Consider the following 18,244-nt stretch of genomic DNA (forward strand, 5'->3'; position numbering starts at 1 on the left):
GTGACCCACTCGGTCGACTGGAGGTCGACGTTGAACAGGCCGGTCGCCTCGAGCTGACGCTTGACCGCGTTGTACTCCTGGTCCGAGCTGGAGCCGTAGTGGTCGGGGTTGTACTGCAGCTTGATCGTGACGGGAGCCTTGACGCCGGCGTCGTCCAGGAACTTCTTGGCCTTTGCCTTGTCCGGGGTCTCGCCGTAGACGTCCTTGAACGGCTCGGTCGCCCCGGCCTGGCCGTTCGGGACCATCGAGTACGCCGGGGTGAACGTGTCCTTGTAGATCTGCTTGGACAGCTCGGCACGGTCGACCGACGCGGCCATGGCCTGGCGGATCGCGAGCTTCTGCTCCTTGCTGTCACCGGGCATCGTCTTGAGGTTGAACGTGATGTAGCGCAGCTCGCCGCCCGCGCCGGTGTAGACCTTGACGCCGTCGGTCTTGTCGAGGTCGGCAATGTCGGTCGGCGTCAGCGAGCGGTACGCGACGTCGATGTCCTTGTTCTTGATGTCGAGCTTGAGGTTCTCGGCCTTGGCGTAGTACTTGAAGGTGACCTGCTTGGTCGTCGCCTTGCCGTACGTGCCGTCGTAGTCCGGGTTGGCCCTGAACTCCGCGAGCTGGTTCTTGCTGTACTTCGCGATCGTGTAGGGACCCGAGAAGCCGTTGGCCTTGACCGCGGCGTCGTCGTCGAGAAGCTTGTCCGCCGGGTAGGTCTCCTCGTCGACGATCGGGCCGGCCGACGTCACGAGGATCTGCGGGAACGTCTGGTCATTGGGCGCGTTGAGCGTGAAGGTCACGGTCTTGTCGTCGGTGGCCTCGACGCTCTTCATCGCGCCGAGGAGCGAGGACGGGCCGTTGGGGTCGGCGATGTCGACGACACGCTTGAAGCTGAAGGCGACGTCGGACGCGGTGAGCTCGTTGCCGTTGGCGAACGTCAGGCCCGGCTTGATCGTGCAGACGTACGTCGTCGGGGTGTCGTAGTCGCACTTCTCGGCGGCGTCCGGGGTCAGCTCGGTGCTGCCCTCGGGGAAGTTGAGGAGGTACTGGAAGACCTGCGTCTGGACGTTGGACGAGCCGTTGTCGTACGAGCCGGCCGGGTCGATCGAGACGACCTTGTCCGTGGTGCCGACGACGATGCCCGAGCCGCTGGCGTCGTCGCCCTTGCCCGAGCCACACGCTGCCAACGCCACTCCGGCGATGGCGGACACCGCGATGACCGCGGTTCCCCGACGGAACATTCTCATTGTTCTCCTACGAGTTCGAGCCGCGCCCGTCCGGACGACGGCGGAGTTGTCCACATGATGGACCGAGCCTTTTCCGCACGCTACACGCGCCCGAGAGGCCCGTGCGGGTCTGAATGATTGCATTTCGGTTACTGCCGCGGCGCATTCCGTCGTGTACGAAGGCCCCCGCCGCGGCGTGCGCAGTGGGGGCCGAGACCTGGAACGTCGCAGTACGTCCAGCTCGCTCGAGCCGTTCATGCCGGGCACCGGGAGAGGTGACCGCCATCCTCTGGCCGGGCGGAGGGAGATCCGCTGGCGACCGTGGCGGGAGAGCCGTGAGTCACGACACGAGTTCGTTGCACTCATCCTCGTCCGGCGCGACCCCTCCACACAGGGACCTACGTCCTCGCCCGGGTCCGCAAAGGTCGCCAAAACCTCGGTAAGTGTCGGCCCAGTTACGTACGCTGGCCCGAAAGGGAGTGACATGGCTGGGAGTGCCAAGGTCGCGGGAGACCGCTTGCGAGGCGTGCTGGACGCCGTCGCGTCGATGTCGTCCGATCTTTCGCTGGACGGCCTGCTGGAGCGCATCCTGCGCCAGGCAGGCGATCTCGTCGACGCCGAGAGCGGCTTCCTGGACGTGCTCGACCGCCGCTCCGACCGCCGGATCGGGTCGTTCGCGGCCTACGGCATCGCCGGTGTGGTCGACAACCAGCACCCCGGCCGGCAGCTCCTGGTGACCCTGCTGGAGCAGCCCGCCCCGCAGCCGGGCCCCGACGCGGGTCCCGAGGAGAGCCGGTCGGCGTTCATCGGCGTCCCGGTCCGCATCCACGACTTCCTGTTCGGCAACCTCTACCTGATCGGCAAGCGCAACGGTGCGGGCTTCAGCCGCGAGGACGAGGAGCTCGCCGCGGCGGTGGCCTCGGCCGCCGGTGTCGTGATCGAGAACGCGCGCCTCTACGAGCAGGGCGAGCGGCAGCGGCTATGGCTCGAGGCCGCGGCCGAGATCACGACGGCACTGCTGTCACCGATCTCGCGCCCCACGGCGCTGCAGCTCGTGGCGGACCGGGCCCGGGACGTCGCCGCCTCGGACTTCGTGGCGCTGCTGATGCCGAGGGACGCGAGCTCGCTGATCGTCCGCGCGGTCTCGGGCATGCCCCCCGAGGGGATCGTCGAGGAGACGATCAGCACCGACCGGAGCATCGCCGGCGACGCGGCCCGGCTGCTCCAGACGATCGTCGTCCCCGACACCGAGCTCGAGCCCCGCTACGAGGCGCACAAGACCCCCGGCTGGCCGGATCTCGGCTCGCTCATGGTCCTGCCGCTGCGCAGCTCCGAGGACGCCGGCGCCATGGTGGTCGGCTGGCTCAAGGGTCACCAGACCGACCGGTGGGAGCTCGACCCGTCCGTGCCGCAACGCTTCGCCGACCAGGCCGCGCTGGTCCTGCAGGTCGCCCGCGCACAGGAGGACCAGGCGCTGCTGGCGGTGTTCGAGGACCGTGACCGGATCGGCCGGGACCTTCACGACCTGGTGATCCAGCGGCTGTTCGGCATCGGCCTGATGCTCGACAACACGACCAAGCTGGTCTCCTCCCCCAGCGCGGCGGTCCGGCTGTCGTCCGCGATCGACGACATCGACGAGACGATCAAGGACATCCGCCGGACGATCTTCGCGCTCGGCACCTCGCCGGACGCCAAGGACCTGCGCTCGCAGATCGAGCACTCCGTCGACCACGCCGCCAAGCTCCTCGGCTTCCGCCCGGAGGTCCGGTTGACCGGCCCGGTCGACGGCGTCGTGTCCGACGTCGTGCGCGAGCACCTGCTCGCGGTCGTCGGCGAGACCCTGTCCAACATCGTCCGGCACGCCGAGGCCTCCCGCGTGCTGCTCGAGCTCGACGTCAGCAGCGAGATCGACCTCCGGGTGGGCGACGATGGACGGGGGCTCGGTGCCGCGAAGGTCGGCACGGGGCTCCGCAACATCCGTCAGCGGGCCGAGCTGCTCGGCGGCAGCTGTGAGATCGACAGCAGTCCGGGAGGCACCATGATCCACTGGACGGTACCCAGGAGGGCGACATGACCCAGACACCCATCCGACTGTTCCTGCTCGACGACCACGAGGTCGTCCGGCGAGGCCTCAAGGACCTGCTCGAGCAGGAGCCCGACATCGAGGTCGTCGGCGAGTCCGGCCTGGCCAAGGAGGCCGCGGCCCGCATCCCCGTCGTCAAGCCGCACGTCGCGGTGCTCGACGCGCGACTGCCCGACGGCTCGGGCATCGAGGTCTGTCGGGACGTACGCTCCGCGGACCCGTCGATCGCGGTCATCATCCTCACGTCGTACGACGACGACGACGCGCTGTTCGCCGCGATCATGGCCGGCGCCGCGGGCTACGTCCTCAAGCAGGTGCGCGGCACGGACCTCGTCGACGCGGTGCGCCGGGTCGCCGGGGGTCAGTCGCTGCTCGACCCCGCCGTGACGCAGCGCGTGCTGACCCGCATCCGGGAGGGCCAGCCGGCCGACGACCCGCTCGCGGCACTGACCAAGCAGGAGCGCCGGATCCTGACCCTGATCGGCGAGGGCCTGACCAATCGGCAGATCGCCGGCGAGATGTTCCTCGCCGAGAAGACGATCAAGAACTACGTGACGCAGCTGCTGTCCAAGCTCGGCCTGGAGCGCCGGACGCAGGCCGCGGTGCTCGTGACGCGGCAGGCGTCGCGCAACCAGTCCGACCGCTGAGCCGGAGCCCCAAGGGGGCGGCCGCGGGTGGGGGCCGACCGTTACTCTTGACGTCATGAGCCACGATCAGCACCTGTCCGAGTTCGACCCCGACATCGCAGCGCTTCTGGATGCCGAGCTGCACCGCCAGCAGTCGACGCTCGAGATGATCGCGTCGGAGAACTTCGCGCCCGTCGCCGCGCTCGAGGCCCAGGGCAGCGTGCTGACCAACAAGTACGCCGAGGGCTACCCCGGCAAGCGCTACTACGGCGGCTGCGAGTTCGTCGACCAGGTCGAGACGATCGCGATCGACCGGCTCAAGCAGCTGTTCGACGCCGACTACGCCAACGTGCAGCCGCACTCGGGCGCCACGGCCAATGCCGCCGCGCTGCACGCGATCGCCACGGTCGGTGACACGATCCTCGGCCTGGACCTGGCCAACGGCGGACACCTGACGCACGGCATGAAGCTCAACTTCTCCGGCAAGCTCTACCACCCCATCGCCTACCACGTCGTGCCCGAGACGGGCCTGGTCGACATGGACGAGGTGCGCGCACTCGCCCGCGAGCACTCCCCGACCGTCATCATCGCGGGCTGGTCGGCGTACCCCCGCCAGCTCGACTTCGCCCTGTTCCGCGAGATCGCCGATGAGGTCGGCGCCCGCCTGTGGGTCGACATGGCGCACTTCGCGGGTCTCGTCGCGGCCGGCCTGCACCCCAGCCCGCTGCCGCACGCGCACATCGTCACGACCACGACGCACAAGACCCTCGGCGGTCCGCGCGGTGGCGCGATCCTGACCAACGACCCCGAGATCGCCAAGAAGATGCGCTCGGCGGTCTTCCCGGGCCAGCAGGGCGGGCCGCTCGAGCACGTCATCGCGGCCAAGGCCGTGGCGTTCAAGATGGCGCTCGAGCCGGGCTTCAAGGAGCGCCAGGAGCGGACGATCGAGGGGGCGCAGATCCTCGCGCGGCGTCTGCTCGCCGACGACATGACCGCTGCCGGCGTCAAGGTCCTGAGCGGCGGCACCGACGTCCACCTGGTCCTGGTCGACCTGCGCGACTCCGAGCTCGACGGCCAGCAGGCCGAGGACCGGCTGCACGAGGCCGGCATCACGGTCAACCGCAACGCGGTCCCCAACGACCCGCGGCCGCCGATGGTGACCTCGGGCCTGCGGATCGGCACGCCCGCGCTGGCGACCCGGGGCTTCGGCGCCGACGAGTTCACCGAGGTGGCCGAGATCATCGCGGCGGCGCTGCAGCCCGGCGACGTCGACCTCGAGGGCCTGCGCAAGCGCGTGACCGTCCTGGCTGAGCGCTTCCCGCTCTACCCGGACATCACCCCCTTCACGGCGTGACCCGCGGCGGGGCCGTCCGACGCTGGTTCACCCCGGGCCTGGTCGGCCTGCACGTCTTCGCCGTCGTCGCGGTGGTGTTCTGCGTCCTGATGGGGCTGTGGCAGGCCGGCGTCTACGACTCCCGCAAGGAGGGCGAGCGCGCCGACAAGCAGGACGTCCCCCGGGTCGCGTTCGCCGGGCTGTGGGACGTCGCCGAGCCGTTCACGAGCCGGCTCAACCACCGACCCGTGACGATCACCGGCACGTTCGCCCCCGCCGACCAGCAGGTCTGGGTCGTCGACAAGGAGCAGGACGGGCGTACGGGCGCGTGGCTGCTCGCGCCGGTGCTGATCGACGGCGACGCCCTGATGGTCGTCCGCGGCTGGTCCGCGACGCCTGGAGAGCTGCCGGCCGTCCCGCGCGGCGCCGTGACGTTCGACGGCGTGCTCGAGCCCGGCGAGGGCAACGCCGCGGCGTACGACCCCGACCGCGGCACGATCGGCTCGGTCCGGATCCCGACGCTGCTCAACGTGCTGCCGTACGACCTGTGGGCCGGCTACGCGATCAGCACCGACGCCGCGGTCAGTGGCGGCCTGGACCTGGTCCCGCCTCCGCAGCCGGGTGACGTGTCGTGGACCGTCGGGCTGCGCAACCTCGCGTACGCCCTGCAGTGGTGGGTGTTCGGCGCGTTCGCGGTCTTCATGTGGTGGCGCATGGCGACCGAGAGCAGGGCGGCTTCGCGGGCGAAGGTAGCCTCGGACTCGTGAAGTCCGAGCTGCTCCGCTACCGCGTCATGGCCAACATCGTCGGCGTCCTGCTGATCATCCTGATCCTCGTCGGGGTGCCGCTGAAGTACCTCGCCGGTGACGGGTCGTCGGCGCAGGAGCTCGGGGAGAACATCACGACCTACCTCGGCGTCGCCCACGGCTGGCTCTACATGATCTTCCTGGTCACGGCCGCCCTGCTGGCCCGCGCCGCCCGGTGGACGATCCCGTTCACGATCACGACCCTGCTCGCCGGGACGATCCCCGTCGTCAGCTTCTGGGCCGAGCACCGCGCCACCCGGGCCGTCCGCGCCGCCCAGCCCACGACCGCGGAGCCCGACACCTTCTGACGGTTTACCACGGTCCCTCAGAAAACTGGCGGCGTCGGGCGTCCCCCCGCAGCAACCTGGCGCACCCCGCAGGATGCTTCCTGCGGGATGCGCCAAGCTCCTCAGGGACCGTGGTAAACCGACGTCCGGGGCGATCAGCGACCCGTGAACGTTGCCTTGCCGGGGCCGTCGGCGAGGAAGGACTCCATCCCGCGCTGCAGGTCGTCGGTGTCGAAGAGCTCCGCGGCGATCGCGGTCGTGTGGGCGTTGGCCTCCGGCACGCCGCCGGCCTCGAAGTGCCGCAGGATCTGCTTCGCGGCGCCGAACGCCCGGGTCGGCCCGACCGCGATGCTGCGGACGAACGCCAGCGCGGCCTCGTCGAAGCCGTCGACCGGCAGGACCCGGTTGACGACGTTCCACCGCTCGAGCGTCGCGGCGTCGTAGAGGTCACCGGTGAAGACGAACTCCTTGGCCCGGCCGACCCCGGCCCGGGCGGCGAGCCGCTGCGTGCCGCCCATCGTCGGCGTCAGTCCGATGACCCGTTCGACCAGGCCGAACTTCGCCTTCTCCGAGGCCAGGATCAGGTCGCAGGCCACCGCGACCTCGAACGCCCAGGTCAGGGTCAGCGCATGGGCGGCGAAGAACGTCGGGAAGTCGAACGCCTCGATCCGGTTGGGCAGCTCGAGCATCCGGTCGTACAGCGCCAGCGTGTCGGCCTTGGTCGTCCGGGCGTGGAACTGCGCGACGTCGACGCCGCCGGACACGATCCTCCCCTCGGCCCGGATCAGCAGGGCCCGGGGCGGCGAGGCGAGGACCTCGTCGAGGGCCCGGTCGAGCTCGTCGTGCAGCTCAAGGGAGTAGAGGTTGACCGGTGGCGCGCTGAAGGTCAGGACCGCGATGTCGTCGGCGGTCCGCTCGACCGTGACGCTCACGTGGTCGGCGCCGGGTCGTACGACCCGCCCTTGTCGGCGAGGGCCTGGCGGGCGCCGAGCACGGCCAGCGCCAGGAGCGCGAGGAGCAGGAGCTTGCGGACAGGATGTCCGCCAGAAGATGTCGACATGTCGCCCAGCCTAGCCAGCCGAACGCGCCGCCGCCGCTCCCGCCCGGCGCCGGGCCGATGTTGTCGACGCATGAAAAGATGGGGCCAGCACATCGAAAGGAATCCCCTGTGTCTTCGCAGCTCACCGCGACCTTCACGACCAACCACGGCGACATCGTCGTGGAGCTCTTCCCCAACCACGCCCCCAAGACCGTCGAGAACTTCGTCGGCCTGGCCGAAGGAACCAAGGAATTCGTCGACCCCGCCACCGGTCAGGTGGCGACCAAGCCGTTCTACGACGGCCTGGGCTTCCACCGCATCATCAAGGACTTCATGCTGCAGGGCGGCGACCCGCTCGGCACCGGCACGGGTGGCCCCGGCTACACGTTCGAGGACGAGTTCCACCCCGAGAAGCAGTTCGACCGCCCCTACCTGCTGGCCATGGCCAACGCCGGACCGGGCACGAACGGCTCGCAGTTCTTCATCACGCTCGTCCCGACGGCGTGGCTCAACCGCAAGCACACGATCTTCGGCGAGGTCGTGGACGAGGCCAGCAAGGCCGTCGTCGACGCGATCGGCGTCGTCGCCACCGACGGCTTCGACCGTCCCACGCAGCCCGTCGTCGTCGAGAAGCTGACGATCAACCGCTCCGAGGGATGAGCACACCCGCTTCGGACTATCGCTGCTACCGGCATCCTGACCACGAGGCCTACATCTCGTGCCAACGGTGTGAGCGGCTGATCTGTCCGGAGTGCATGCGCGAGGCATCGGTCGGGTTCCAGTGCCCGTCGTGCATCGCCGAAGGGGCCAGGACCGTGCGCTCCCCGCGAACCATCGCGGGGGGCGCCGTGTCCGGCCGGGACGGCATCGTCTCGCTGGTCCTCATCGGGATCAACGTCGCGGCGTACGTCCTGCAGGTCGCCACCGGCGACCGCGGCGGCGCGATCTTCGATGACGGCGCCCTGTGGGGCTACGGCGTCGCGGACGGTGACTACTGGCGGCTGGTGACGTCGGCGTTCCTGCACGGCAGCATCCTGCACCTCGCGTTCAACATGTACGCGCTGTACCTCTTCGGCCCGTTCGTCGAACGGGCCCTCGGCACGTGGCGGTTCGCCGCGGCCTACCTGACCTCCGCGATGACCGGGTCGGTGCTGGTCTACCTGCTGGCCGATCCCCGCATCAACACGATCGGCGCGTCCGGCGCCGTGTTCGGGCTCTTCGCGATGGCGCTGATCCTGCTGCTGCGCGCCCGCCAGGACGTCCGCGGCCTGCTGGTGCTGCTCGCGATCAACGCGCTGATCAGCACACAGGGCAACATCAGCTGGCAGGGACACCTGGGCGGCTTCCTCGGCGGGCTCGTGCTGGGTGCGGCGTTCGCCTACGCCCCGCGCAAGCACCGCACGCTGGTCCAGGTCGGCGTGCTGGCCGCCCTGTGGATCGCGATGATCATCGCGATCGTCCTGCGCACCAACGCCCTGCTGCCCTGAACCGGCCCGCCGGGACGACGTCAGGACCGGTGTGCACAGCTGTGCACACCGATGTGGATAACTACACGCGTGTAACTCACTCCCACTTCATGGCGAAGCCGAAGGCCGCCACGATGAAGCCCATGCCGATCACGAGGTTCCAGTTGCCGAGGTCCTCGTACCAGGCGAGGAAGCCGGGGTAGTCGATCGTCTGCCCGTTGAGGACGTAGAACACCACGATCCAGATCAGACCGATGATCGCCGAGGTCACCATCGCCGGTCCGGCCCAGCGGTTGCCGATCTTCTGGGGCCTGGGGCCCTGGGGGGTCTTGTCTCTGGCCACGACGTCTCCGGTAGGTGCTGCGACGCGAGGGCCGCTTTCGATGGGGTGGTCTCCGATAGCCTAGTCCGCGACCGACGACGAAGGGAGTGCGGCATGTCGAAGGGCGGAACCCACGCCCGCCAGAGCTGGCCCCTGGCGGTCCTCGGCATCTTCGCGCTCAGCGGATTCCTGTTCGTGGCGGCCTCTGTCAGCTCCGACGGGAGCGACCTGCGGCCCGCCGGCGGCGATGTCGCCTCGCTGCTGCGGGAGCGGTCCCAGCGCATCGACGACCGACGCGACGACGCGCGGTCGCTGCGCGAGGCGATCGACGGGCTCTCCGCCAGCGTCTCGAGCGGACCGCTCGACGAGATCCGCGCCCGGGTCGCGAAGCTCGAGCCGGCGACGGGCCTGACCGCGGTCAGCGGCCCCGGCATGCGGGTCACGCTGACCGACTCCCCCAAGGGGCTGAGCTTCCCGGGAGTCGACCCCAACCAGCTCGTCGTGCACCAGCAGGACATCCAGGCCTTCGTCAACGCCCTGTGGGCCGGCGGCGCCGAGGCGATCTCGCTGCAGGGCCAGCGGTTGATCTCGACCAGCGGGATCACGTGCGTCGGCAACACCGTGGTGCTCGACGGTGTGCCGTACGCCCCGCCGTACGTCATCGAGGCGATCGGCGACCAGGGCGCGATGCGCGCCGCGATCGACTCGTCGTTCGCGACCGCGACCTACGCCGACTACGTCGACGCCTACCAGCTGGGCCTGAAGATCGAGCCGGTTGCCGAGGTCAAGGTCAAGGCGTACGCCAACCCCATCGCCCTGCAGCACGCCAAGGCGCTGTCCTAGCTGTACTGGCCTAGTCGCCACCGAGCCCGTCGTCGAGCGGCCCGCCCCCGTCGGCGTCGGCATCGGCGGCATCGGGGTCCGGCTCGGGCCTGGTCGCGTATGTCAGCCGGATCGTCGAGTCGGGTGAGACGTTCTGCCCCGCCGCGATCGACTGCTCGGTGACCTGGTTCTCCGGGGCCGGCGAGGCGGCGTCCTCGGTCGCGTCGACCTTGAGCCCGAGGTCCTCGAGGATCGCGGTGGCCTCCTCGATGTCCTTGCCGACGACGTTCGGCACCGTGACCTGGCCCTTCGACACGATCAGCGTGACGGTCGAGCCGACGTCGACCTTGACGCCGGCCGGCGGGTTGGAGTTGAGGACCGAGTCCTTGGTCTCCGAGCTGTCCTGGGTCTGCCGCTTGACCTTGAGTCCCTGGTCCTGGAGCAGGCGCTTGGCGTCGGAGTAGGAGTAGTCGATCAGGTTGGGGATGGCGACCTGCTCGGGGCCCGCGCTGACGATGAGGTTGACCGTGCTGCCCTTGTCCACCTCTTCGCCGGCGGGCGGGTCGGTCTCGATCACGTCGCCGGCGTCGACGTCGGCGCTGGTCCGCTCGGTCCGGTCCCCGACGACGAAGCCGGCGTTCTCCAGCGCCCGGGTGGCGGTGTCGACGTCCTTGCCGCTGACGTCGGTGACGGCCTTCAGCGTGGGTGGCTTCTCCTCGTTGTCGAAGACACCGGCGAACCACAGGACCGCGAGGAGCACGGCGGCGATCGCCGCGACGATGCCGAGGATCGCCGGCCAGTTGGGGCGGCCGTCCTCGTCCTCCTCGGGATCCACGTCGCTCGGCGGCGGGAGGGCCGGGGCCGCGGGCGCGACCGCGGTGGCACCGGGAACGACCGCGGTCGTGGTGGTCGGCGCGTCGACCGCCTGGCCGGCCAGGACCCGCTCGATGTCCTTCCGCATGTCGCCGGCGCTCTGGTAACGGTCCTCGACCCGCTTGGCCAGCGACTTGGCGACGATGTTGTCGATCGCCTGGCTGACGTCGGGGTTGAGCTGCGACGGAGGACGGGCCTCCTCGCGGACGTGCTGGTAGGCGACAGACACGGGGCTGTCGCCGATGAAGGGCGGGCGACCGGTCAGCAGCTCGTACAGCAGGCAGCCGGTCGAGTAGATGTCGCTGCGGGCGTCGACGGTCTCACCGCGGGCCTGCTCCGGCGAGAGGTACTGCGCCGTGCCGATGACGGCGGCGGTCTGGGTCATCGCCGAGGACGTGTCGGCGATCGCCCGGGCGATGCCGAAGTCCATGACCTTGACCTGGCCGGACGGGGTCAGCATGACGTTGGCCGGCTTGATGTCGCGGTGGATGATGCCGGAGCGGTGGCTGTAGTCCAGCGCGGCCAGCACGTCGGCCGTGATCGACAGCGCCCGCTCGGGCAGGATCTTGCGACCGTTCTCGGCGCCCCGGAGGATGTCGCGCAGGGTCTGCCCCTCGACGTACTCCATGACGATGTAGGGGACGTGGCTGCCGTGCCGGTCGATCGACTCGCCGGTGTCGTAGACCGCGACGATCGACGGGTGGTTGAGCGCCGCCGAGGACTGCGCCTCGCGCCGGAAGCGGGCCTGGAACGTGTCGTCCGCCGACAGGTCTGTGCGCAGCTGCTTGACCGCGACGGTGCGGCCGAGGCGGAGGTCGCGGCCGACCCGCACGTCGGCCATGCCGCCGCGGCCCAGCAGCCCGCCGAGCTCGTAGCGGTCGCCCAGGCGGATCGTCTCGTCGCCGGATTCGGTCATGGTGTCAATCTCCCAAAGTGCTTCATCGGTATGCCTCGGTGCGCGACTGCGCGCTCACCGGCGCCGGGCTCGCTCGTGGACCTCGTGGACCTCGTGGATGCGTACTCATTTGCCGAGCACAGCCTCCATGACCGACTTGGCGATCGGTCCGGCCAGTCGGCCGCCGGCGATCTCGTTGCGGGCGGTGTTGCTCGACTCGACCAGCACGGCGACGGCAACCTCGTCGTCACCGTCCTTGGCGTACGAGACGAACCAGGCATAGGGGGGGCGGTCCGTGGTGGACTGCGCGGTGCCGGTCTTGGCGCCGACCTCGACGCCCGGGATCTGGGCGGAGGTCGCGGTGCCGACCTGGACCGTGCTGATCATCATGTCCTGCAGCTTGCGGGCGTTGGAGGAGCTGACCGCCTCGCTGAGGCGCTCGGGCCGGGTCTTGTCCAGGACGCGCAGGTTGGGGGCGCGGACGGTGTCGACGACGTAGGGCTTCATGACGTTGCCGTCGTTGGCGATGCCCGCGGCGACCATCGCCATCTGCAGCGGCGTCGCGGCGACCTCGAACTGGCCGATGCCGGACTGGGCGAGCTGTGGCGGCTCGAGCTTGGCGTCGGGCGACGTGAACCGGCTGGGGTTCATCGCGAGCCCGGTCAGCGGGTCGGTGCCGAAGCCGAACCTGGCGGCCTGCGCCGCGAGGTCGTCCTGGCCGACCTTGAGCGCCAGCCCGCCGAACGCGACGTTGCACGAGACATTGAGCGCCTGCTCGAACGTGATCCGGTCCCCACCACAGTTGGAGCCGTTCTCGTTGGGCAGCGTGTATCCGTAGCCCGGGAAGCGGAGCGTCGCGCCGGCCTTGACCTTGTCGTCGATGTTGTCGACGACGCCGTTCTCCAGCGCCGCGGCGGCGGTCACGAGCTTGAATGTCGACCCGGGCGGCAGCGTCTGCTGCGTCGTCCGGTTGACCATCGGCTGGTCCTTGTCGGTCGTCATCTTGTTCCACGACCGCTGCACCGCGGCGAAGTCATGGCTCGCGAGCTTGTTGGGGTTGTAGGACGGCTGCGAGACCATCGCGAGGACCGCACCGGTCTTGGGGTCGATCGCGGCGACGGCGCCCTTGGTGCCCTTGCCGAGCGCCTCGAGCCCGTCGGCGGCGGTCTTCTGCGCCAAGGGGTCGATCGTCAGCTCGACGCTGCCCCCCTTGGGCTGCTTGTTGGAGATCAGGTCGACGACCCGGTTGACGAACAACCGGTTGTCGCTGCCCGACAGGACGCGGTTCTGCGAGTTCTCGATGCCACTGCGCCCGAAGACGTACGAGAAGTAGCCGGTCAGCGGGGCGTACAGCGTCGACTCGGGGTAGCGCCGCTGGAACTTGTACTCGTCCTTGCTCTTGACGCTCTCGGCGACGGGCTTGCCGTCGACCAGGATCGTGCCGCGGTCGCGCGAGAACTCCTCGTTGATGACCCGCTTGTTGCCGTTCTTGGCGTTGAGGCTGTCGGCCTGGACGAACTGCACGTAGTTGACGTTGATCAGCAGCGCCACGAACAGGACGAGGCACGCGATGGCGATGTTGCGGATGGGACGGTTCATGACATCTTCACCACCTGGGTCTCCTCGTTGCTGTCGAACGTGGAGATCTCGGGAGCGGGACGACGGGTCTGGTCGCTGATGCGCAGCAGCAGGCCGATGATGGCCCAGTTCATGACGACCGAGGAGCCGCCCTGCGCCATGAACGGCGTGGTCAGGCCCGTCAGCGGGATGAGGCGGGTGACGCCGCCGATGACGACGAACACCTGCAGGGCGAAGGAGAACGCGAGGCCGGCCGCGAGGAGCTTGCCGAAGGCGTCACGGCAGGTCAGCGCGATGCGCAGGCCGCGCTCGACGATCAGCCCGTAGATCAGCAGGATCGCCATGAGGCCGGTCAGGCCCAGCTCCTCGCCCATCGATGCGGCGATGAAGTCCGAGAAGGAGTACGGCGTGAGCTGCGGGCTGCCCTGGCCGAGCCCCTGGCCGAGGACGCCGCCGTGGGCCAGCCCGAACAGGCCGTTGATGATCTGGCCGTTGCGGTCCGGGTCCCCGAACGGGTCGAGCCAGGCGTCGAAGCGCACCCGGACGTGGCTGAACGCGGCGTAGCCGAAGTAGGCGCCGAGGCCGAACAGGAGCCCGCCGACCACGATCCAGCCCGGTCTCTCGGTCGCGACGTAGAGCATCACGACGAACAGGCCGAAGAACAGCAGCGAGGAGCCGAGGTCGCGCTGGAGGACCAGGATGCCGACGCTGATGAGCCAGCAGCCGAGGATCGGGCCGAGGTCACGGCCACGCGGCAGGTCGATGCCCAGGACGCGGCGGCCGGCCAGGGCCAGGGCGTCCCGCTTGACGACGAGGTAGCCGGCGAAGAAGATCGCCAGGCACACCTTGGCCATCTCACCGGGCTGGAAGCTGAAGCCGAGGAACACGACCCAGATGCGGGCGCCGTTGATCGTGCGGCCGATGCCCGGCAGCAGCGGCAGGATCAGCAGGGCGATCGCGGCGGCGCCGAACGTGTAGGTCAGGGTCTGCAGGCGGCGGTGGTCGCGGATCAGGATCATGATCGCCGCGAACGCGACGATCCCGACCGCGGTCCACACGAGCTGGGAGTTGGCGAACGCCGCCCGGTCGGGGTTGATCTGCTGGCGGCCGAGGTCGAGCCGGTAGATCATGGCGAGCCCCAGGCCGTTGAGCGCGATGACCAGCGGGAGCAGCACCGGATCGGCGTACGGCGCGACCCGCCGCACGATGAGGTGCGTCGCAACGGCGACCAGGATCAGGGCGAAGCCCAGCTTGTAGGTGTCGGCCGGGATCGTGCCCTCGGCGCCGAGGCCCACCGCGGCGTACGCGAAGATGCCGATCAGGACGGCCAGGACCGTCAGGAAGAACTCGGCCCCCCGCCGCTTGCGGGGAACCCAGGCGGGTGTGGTCATCGCAGCCACGCGGTCTTGGATGCTGTAGACGCCGTGGACTTCGTCGTGCGCTTCGACGTCGGCTTCGGCGTGGGGGTCTCGGTGGGCTCGGGGGTCGGCGTGCGTACGTCGAGGGCCGCGATGGTGCGCAGCGCGTCGTCCTTGCTGGACGCCTCGATGCCGGCCTCGACCTGCTTGCGCTGGAAGTCCGACAGCGACGCGAGCGTGATGCTGGTCCGCTCCTCGACGTGGTCCAGGTCCAGCAGCGGGATGTTGGCCTGGACGCCGCGGAAGACCGTGACCCGGCCCTCGCTGGCCGCGACGAAGTACTGCTTCTGCGTCCAGCTGTAGGCGAGGCTGCCGGCCACCACGACCAGGGCGGCGATGACCAGGACGATCGCGAGACCCCGCAGCCGGCGACGGCCGCTGGGCGGGCGCGGTGCGTAGCGCAGCTCCTCGGGATCGAACTCGCCCGGATCATCACGATCCGTCGTCGCTTCACCCGTGCGGGGCCGGGCCTGGCTGGCGGCGGCACCCACGAGCTGGGGCTGGCCGTCCGACGACGACAGGTGCTCGTCGGGATCGGTGCCCTTCTCGACGAACTCGGCGATGACGACCGTGACGTTGTCGACGCCGCCGTTCTCGAGCGCGAGCCGGACGAGCTCGGTCGCGGCCATGTCGATCGTCTCGGACTGCAGCGCGACGCGGATGACGTCGTCGGTGACCATGTCGGTCAGCCCGTCGCTGCACAGCAGGTAGCGGTCGCCCAGCATGGGCTGGAGCCAGGTGAGGTCGGCGTCGTTGTCGTCACGGCCGAGCAGCGCCCGCAGCAGCAGGGAGCGGTGCGGGTGCACGCGGGCCTCGGCCGGCGAGATCTTGCCCTCGTCGACGAGGCTCTGCACGAACGTGTGGTCAGCGCTGATCTGCGTGAGGGTGCCGCCCCGCAGGCGGTACGCCCGGGAGTCGCCGAGGTGCGCGACCGCGAGCTTCTCGCCGTCCCACAGCATCGCCTCGAGCGTCGTGCCCATGCCCTCGACCGACGGGTCCTTGCGGATCAGCTCCGCGAGCCGGTCGTTGGCCCGGTGCACGGCCCGCTCGAGCGCGTCGAGCGCGTCGACGTCCAGGTCGCGGTCGAGCTGGCGGACGATGTGCAGCGTCTCGGACGAGGCGAGGTCGCCGGCCGCGGCGCCGCCCATGCCGTCGGCGATGACCAGGAGCCGGTCGCTGGCGTAGCCGGAGTCCTGGTTGGTCGAACGGCGCAGACCGGTGTCGGTCAGGGCGACGTAGCGGTAGCTCAGAGCGGTCATGGCCTACTTCTGCAGCTCGACGATGGTCTTGCCCAGGCGAACCTGGATGCCCAGACCGATCGGGATGGGGGTCGTGATGCGCTGGCTGCCGAGATAGGTGCCGTTGGTCGAGCCGAGGTCCTCGACGAACCACTGCTCCCCGTTGGTCGCGAACCGCGCGTGGCGGGTCGAGACGTAGTCGTCGTCGAGCCGGATTGCGGCGTCGGTGCCACGACCCAGCAGGATCGGTCCCTCGCCGAGCGGGACGCTCTGCCCCGCGTTGGGACCGGACACGACCTGCAGCTTGGTCGGGACGCCCCGCGGGGGCTTGCGGCTCCGTGTCTTGGTCTTGGCCGACGGCGCCTTCTGCTTGTCGTTGCGGGGCGTCGACGGCGCCTTGGTGCCGAAGATGTCGGACCGGATGACCGAGACGGCGGACAGCACGAACAGCCACAGCACGGCCAGGAAGCCCAGCTTGATCAGGGTCAGCGTCAGCTCGGACATCAGGCGCCCTCGGTCGTACGGATCACGATGACGGTGTTGCCCAGGCGGATCTCCGAGCCGTTGCCGACGACGGCGGTCGCGACCCGGTGGCCGTTGAGGACGACGCCGTTGGTCGAGTCAAGGTCGACGATCGTGACGGTCGTCTCCGCGCCGCTCTGGTGGATCTTGATCTGCGCGTGGCGCCGGGAGATGCCGGGATCGTCGATCTTGAGATCGGCCTCGTTGCCGCGGCCGATCACGACGCCGGGGGCGGTCAGCGGGTGCTTCATCCCGTTGACCTCGAGCACGACGTTCGACGTACGCACGGCGGTGTCGCCCATCCGCTGACCCACGACGGGGGTCACGGCGGCGGTCGTCCGGCTGCGCACCCGGAACCGGCCGGTGCTGAGCTCGCCGGTCTGCTTGAACGAGATCGTGAGCGCGCCGGCCATCGTGTATCGCTGCTCGGCGACGTGCTCCTTGACCAGGGTCGACAGCTCGTCGGACAGCGTCGAGCTGAACGGGTTGAGCCGCTCGAAGTCAGGCGGGGACAGCTCGACCGTGAAGTCGTTGGGCACGAGCATCCGCTCGCGCGACAGGATGTGCGCGGAGTTGTCGACCTCACGCTGCAGCGCGGCGGCGATCTCGACCGGTTGCACGGCGCTGCGGAACGCCCGGGCGAACGCGCCGGTCACGGCGCCCTCCAGGCGTTGTTCGAACCGTTGCAGCACCCCCGCCATCGGCCTCCGCCTCTCTGTCGTCGTCGTGGTGTTCCCTGCGATCGTATCCGGCGAGGCTGAAGAGGCGAGTCGCCCACAGTGGCAGCCACCGGGAAACCTACCCCGAGACGCCTGTTAGACTTCATTTCGGTCCTCAGGGACCGGATGCGCGGGTGGCGGAATGGTAGACGCGCTGGCTTCAGGTGCCAGTGTCCGCAAGGGCGTGGGGGTTCAAATCCCCCCTCGCGCACTCAATGGTGGGAGTACTCCCAAAAAGACATGAAGAAGGGCTGGAACCTCCGGGTTCCAGCCCTTCTTCGTGCCCGGGAGGGGTCGAGCCTCCCGCGTCGGCAGCGCCTCGGTCACGTTGGCGAGAGCAGGCCCCGGTCGGAGGGCCCTGCCTCCGCGGGATCTCAACTCTGTTGGCGGCGCGATGCGCATCGGACGGCGTTGTCCCGGAACGCGTTCCAGACGTCATGCGTTCACGGTCTCGAGGACCACCGACGCGATCTGTTCTGCGATGTCGTCGATGGTGGTGTCCAGTGCGACCTTGTCGGCGAGGCTGGGCGTCAAGTACGACCTCGGCCAGCTCCGCAAGGGCGCGACCGTCGTCGTCACCCTCGGCAACCAGGCCAACGACCTCCTCATGGACTCAAGCAACTAGAGGAACTCGACTTCTTGGCGTTGGGCTGTCGCGCGTCCGGCAGCTTCAGCGTCGACCTGGGTGGGGTGGACCGATGATGCGCGGTCGGCGCCGGCGCGGACGACCTGCCTTCTGTACTGGCCGAGCCACGAGGCTCGCTCCCTTCAAGTCTGGACCGCGCAGGATTCGCGCAGTTTGACGTCGAGAGGTGCGGTGTGTCGAGAAGATGTTGAGGCCGGGTGTCGGGCGTGTCGGAGGTGTGACCTGCGGCGCCACACTCCCCCGAAGGGGACCTGATTTGCGGGCCCCCACACTGTTTCTTGGCGCATGACTTGACCGATCGATCGATCCCACCTACTGTAATCGGCATCACACGTTAAACAGAACGATGTTCCAAAG

At 69.4% G+C, this 18,244-nt stretch carries 19 protein-coding genes, 1 tRNA gene and 1 pseudogene; 10 read left to right on the forward strand and 11 right to left on the reverse strand.

Annotation, left to right across the window (positions count from 1 at the left end):
• A partial coding sequence (locus JWQ91_RS04210; RefSeq protein WP_297781234.1) for an ABC transporter substrate-binding protein occupies positions 1-1,229 on the reverse strand: 1,229 nt, incomplete at its 3' end.
• A 469-nt stretch (positions 1,230-1,698) separates the two neighbouring features.
• Between JWQ91_RS04210 and JWQ91_RS04215 the strand changes: the two genes are divergently transcribed.
• The 5 genes from JWQ91_RS04215 to JWQ91_RS04235 are packed head-to-tail and all read left to right on the forward strand — an operon-like array spanning position 1,699 to position 6,370.
• The gene (locus tag JWQ91_RS04215) at positions 1,699-3,288 is read left to right on the forward strand and encodes a GAF domain-containing protein (protein ID WP_297781237.1); all 1,590 of its coding nucleotides are present in this window, start codon (positions 1,699-1,701) and stop codon (positions 3,286-3,288) included.
• Positions 3,285-3,944, forward strand: a complete 660-nt coding sequence (locus tag JWQ91_RS04220; RefSeq protein WP_297781240.1) for a response regulator transcription factor — start codon at positions 3,285-3,287, stop codon at positions 3,942-3,944. The genes JWQ91_RS04215 and JWQ91_RS04220 overlap by 4 nt, the downstream gene beginning before the upstream one ends.
• Before the next feature lie 55 nt (positions 3,945-3,999).
• Positions 4,000-5,277 carry a serine hydroxymethyltransferase gene (glyA, locus tag JWQ91_RS04225; protein ID WP_297781243.1) on the forward strand — a complete coding sequence of 426 codons (1,278 nt, stop codon included), beginning with the start codon at positions 4,000-4,002 and terminating at the stop codon, positions 5,275-5,277.
• The gene (locus JWQ91_RS04230) at positions 5,274-6,023 is read left to right on the forward strand and encodes an SURF1 family protein (protein WP_297781246.1); all 750 of its coding nucleotides are present in this window, start codon (positions 5,274-5,276) and stop codon (positions 6,021-6,023) included. Before glyA ends, JWQ91_RS04230 begins: the two co-directional genes overlap by 4 nt.
• A complete protein-coding gene (locus tag JWQ91_RS04235) occupies positions 6,020-6,370 on the forward strand; it encodes a DUF3817 domain-containing protein (RefSeq protein WP_297781247.1) in 351 nt (116 codons plus the stop codon). The genes JWQ91_RS04230 and JWQ91_RS04235 overlap by 4 nt, the downstream gene beginning before the upstream one ends.
• 134 nt (positions 6,371-6,504) lie before the next feature.
• Here JWQ91_RS04235 and JWQ91_RS04240 read toward each other — a convergent pair whose 3' ends face one another.
• On the reverse strand, positions 6,505-7,281 hold the full coding sequence (locus tag JWQ91_RS04240; protein WP_297781250.1) for an enoyl-CoA hydratase/isomerase family protein: 777 nt from the start codon (positions 7,279-7,281) through the stop codon (positions 6,505-6,507).
• Complete coding sequence (locus tag JWQ91_RS04245; protein ID WP_297781252.1) at positions 7,278-7,409, reverse strand: hypothetical protein; 132 nt, start codon at positions 7,407-7,409, stop codon at positions 7,278-7,280. The genes JWQ91_RS04240 and JWQ91_RS04245 overlap by 4 nt, the downstream gene beginning before the upstream one ends.
• 108 nt (positions 7,410-7,517) lie before the next feature.
• Between JWQ91_RS04245 and JWQ91_RS04250 the strand changes: the two genes are divergently transcribed.
• Positions 7,518-8,048 carry a peptidylprolyl isomerase gene (locus JWQ91_RS04250; protein WP_297781254.1) on the forward strand — a complete coding sequence of 177 codons (531 nt, stop codon included), beginning with the start codon at positions 7,518-7,520 and terminating at the stop codon, positions 8,046-8,048.
• Between the two features lie 155 nt (positions 8,049-8,203).
• A complete protein-coding gene (locus tag JWQ91_RS04255; RefSeq protein ID WP_297781257.1) occupies positions 8,204-8,875 on the forward strand; it encodes a rhomboid family intramembrane serine protease in 672 nt (223 codons plus the stop codon).
• A gap of 76 nt (positions 8,876-8,951) precedes the next feature.
• Here JWQ91_RS04255 and JWQ91_RS04260 read toward each other — a convergent pair whose 3' ends face one another.
• A complete protein-coding gene (locus JWQ91_RS04260) occupies positions 8,952-9,197 on the reverse strand; it encodes a cell division protein CrgA (protein WP_297781260.1) in 246 nt (81 codons plus the stop codon).
• Between the two features lie 93 nt (positions 9,198-9,290).
• Between JWQ91_RS04260 and JWQ91_RS04265 the strand changes: the two genes are divergently transcribed.
• On the forward strand, positions 9,291-10,019 hold the full coding sequence (locus tag JWQ91_RS04265; RefSeq protein ID WP_297781263.1) for a DUF881 domain-containing protein: 729 nt from the start codon (positions 9,291-9,293) through the stop codon (positions 10,017-10,019).
• Between the two features lie 10 nt (positions 10,020-10,029).
• Here the strand turns inward: JWQ91_RS04265 and pknB are convergent, their stop codons facing one another.
• The 6 genes from pknB to JWQ91_RS04295 form a co-directional block, all read right to left on the reverse strand.
• Positions 10,030-11,787, reverse strand: coding sequence for a Stk1 family PASTA domain-containing Ser/Thr kinase (gene pknB, locus JWQ91_RS04270; RefSeq protein WP_297781266.1), 1,758 nt, complete (start codon positions 11,785-11,787; stop codon positions 10,030-10,032).
• A gap of 105 nt (positions 11,788-11,892) precedes the next feature.
• Positions 11,893-13,365 (reverse strand): penicillin-binding protein 2, encoded by a 1,473-nt coding sequence (locus JWQ91_RS04275; RefSeq protein ID WP_297781269.1) that lies wholly within the window; start codon positions 13,363-13,365, stop codon positions 11,893-11,895.
• Complete coding sequence (locus JWQ91_RS04280) at positions 13,362-14,735, reverse strand: FtsW/RodA/SpoVE family cell cycle protein (RefSeq protein WP_297781283.1); 1,374 nt, start codon at positions 14,733-14,735, stop codon at positions 13,362-13,364. The genes JWQ91_RS04275 and JWQ91_RS04280 overlap by 4 nt, the downstream gene beginning before the upstream one ends.
• Complete coding sequence (locus JWQ91_RS04285) at positions 14,732-16,021, reverse strand: protein phosphatase 2C domain-containing protein (protein WP_297781272.1); 1,290 nt, start codon at positions 16,019-16,021, stop codon at positions 14,732-14,734. Before JWQ91_RS04285 ends, JWQ91_RS04280 begins: the two co-directional genes overlap by 4 nt.
• Before the next feature lie 3 nt (positions 16,022-16,024).
• Positions 16,025-16,504 carry an FHA domain-containing protein gene (locus JWQ91_RS04290; protein WP_297781275.1) on the reverse strand — a complete coding sequence of 160 codons (480 nt, stop codon included), beginning with the start codon at positions 16,502-16,504 and terminating at the stop codon, positions 16,025-16,027.
• Entirely contained in the window at positions 16,504-17,223 is a 720-nt protein-coding gene (locus tag JWQ91_RS04295) for a DUF3662 and FHA domain-containing protein (RefSeq protein ID WP_297781278.1), read from the reverse strand. The genes JWQ91_RS04290 and JWQ91_RS04295 overlap by 1 nt, the downstream gene beginning before the upstream one ends.
• Before the next feature lie 146 nt (positions 17,224-17,369).
• Here JWQ91_RS04295 and JWQ91_RS04300 point away from each other — a divergent pair.
• Both JWQ91_RS04300 and JWQ91_RS04305 read left to right on the forward strand, forming a co-directional pair.
• A tRNA-Leu gene (locus JWQ91_RS04300) sits at positions 17,370-17,452 on the forward strand.
• Between the two features lie 279 nt (positions 17,453-17,731).
• Positions 17,732-17,866: a DUF1883 domain-containing protein gene (locus tag JWQ91_RS04305; protein ID WP_297781280.1), complete on the forward strand. Its 135-nt coding sequence runs from the start codon at positions 17,732-17,734 to the stop codon at positions 17,864-17,866.
• Here the strand turns inward: JWQ91_RS04305 and JWQ91_RS16465 are convergent.
• Positions 17,863-17,961: pseudogene (locus tag JWQ91_RS16465) on the reverse strand (DUF2188 domain-containing protein); the annotation flags it as partial. The gene JWQ91_RS04305 and the pseudogene JWQ91_RS16465 sit on opposite strands and share 4 nt — an antisense overlap.
• Positions 17,962-18,244: the final 283 nt, after the last annotated feature.

It is taken from the genome of Aeromicrobium sp., assembly GCF_025965075.1.
In the GTDB taxonomy this organism is placed as follows: Bacteria; Actinomycetota; Actinomycetes; order Propionibacteriales; family Nocardioidaceae; genus Aeromicrobium.

Excerpts from the sequence above, each read along its gene's own strand:
- JWQ91_RS04215 (WP_297781237.1), top strand. The coding sequence starts at position 1,699 with ATGGCTGGGAGTGCCAAGGTCGCGGGAGACCGCTTGCGAGGCGTGCTG.
- JWQ91_RS04220 (WP_297781240.1), top strand. The coding sequence starts at position 3,285 with ATGACCCAGACACCCATCCGACTGTTCCTGCTCGACGACCACGAGGTC.
- glyA (WP_297781243.1), top strand. The coding sequence starts at position 4,000 with ATGAGCCACGATCAGCACCTGTCCGAGTTCGACCCCGACATCGCAGCG.
- JWQ91_RS04245 (WP_297781252.1), bottom strand. The coding sequence starts at position 7,409 with ATGTCGACATCTTCTGGCGGACATCCTGTCCGCAAGCTCCTGCTCCTC.
- JWQ91_RS04265 (WP_297781263.1), top strand. The coding sequence starts at position 9,291 with ATGTCGAAGGGCGGAACCCACGCCCGCCAGAGCTGGCCCCTGGCGGTC.
- pknB (WP_297781266.1), bottom strand. The coding sequence starts at position 11,787 with ATGACCGAATCCGGCGACGAGACGATCCGCCTGGGCGACCGCTACGAG.
- JWQ91_RS04275 (WP_297781269.1), bottom strand. The coding sequence starts at position 13,365 with ATGAACCGTCCCATCCGCAACATCGCCATCGCGTGCCTCGTCCTGTTC.
- JWQ91_RS04280 (WP_297781283.1), bottom strand. The coding sequence starts at position 14,735 with ATGACCACACCCGCCTGGGTTCCCCGCAAGCGGCGGGGGGCCGAGTTC.
- JWQ91_RS04285 (WP_297781272.1), bottom strand. The coding sequence starts at position 16,021 with ATGACCGCTCTGAGCTACCGCTACGTCGCCCTGACCGACACCGGTCTG.
- JWQ91_RS04290 (WP_297781275.1), bottom strand. The coding sequence starts at position 16,504 with ATGTCCGAGCTGACGCTGACCCTGATCAAGCTGGGCTTCCTGGCCGTG.
- JWQ91_RS04295 (WP_297781278.1), bottom strand. The coding sequence starts at position 17,223 with ATGGCGGGGGTGCTGCAACGGTTCGAACAACGCCTGGAGGGCGCCGTG.
- JWQ91_RS04305 (WP_297781280.1), top strand. The coding sequence starts at position 17,732 with ATGGTGGTGTCCAGTGCGACCTTGTCGGCGAGGCTGGGCGTCAAGTAC.